General features: G+C 37.5%; 1 pseudogene. It reads left to right on the forward strand.

The annotated features are described in order from the left end of the window. A pseudogene (locus SBH76_RS13670) lies at positions 1-269 on the forward strand (IS1182 family transposase); the annotation flags it as partial.

Here is a 269-nt window from a genome sequence, read left to right on the forward strand (position 1 = left end):
TATTGAAATACTTAAGCTTCAGAAAAATCTTATGGTTATTGCTGACGGAGAAGGTATTGTATTTGTTAACGGAAAGGGCAAGAGAAAGCCAAAACTTCAACAACTCTATGAAGAGCTTGAACATTGTGGACAGCAATTAATGCACTATAAAGAATGCTTTGAGATTATGGGGAAAGATAGAAACAGCTACTCAAAAACTGATTTGGAAGCAACCTTTATGCGAATGAAGGAAGATCATATGCTGAACGGGCAGCTAAAGCCGGCATACA

The sequence above is a fragment of the Lachnoanaerobaculum sanguinis genome, assembly GCF_033242365.1.
In the GTDB taxonomy this organism is placed as follows: Bacteria; Bacillota; Clostridia; order Lachnospirales; family Lachnospiraceae; genus Lachnoanaerobaculum; species Lachnoanaerobaculum sanguinis.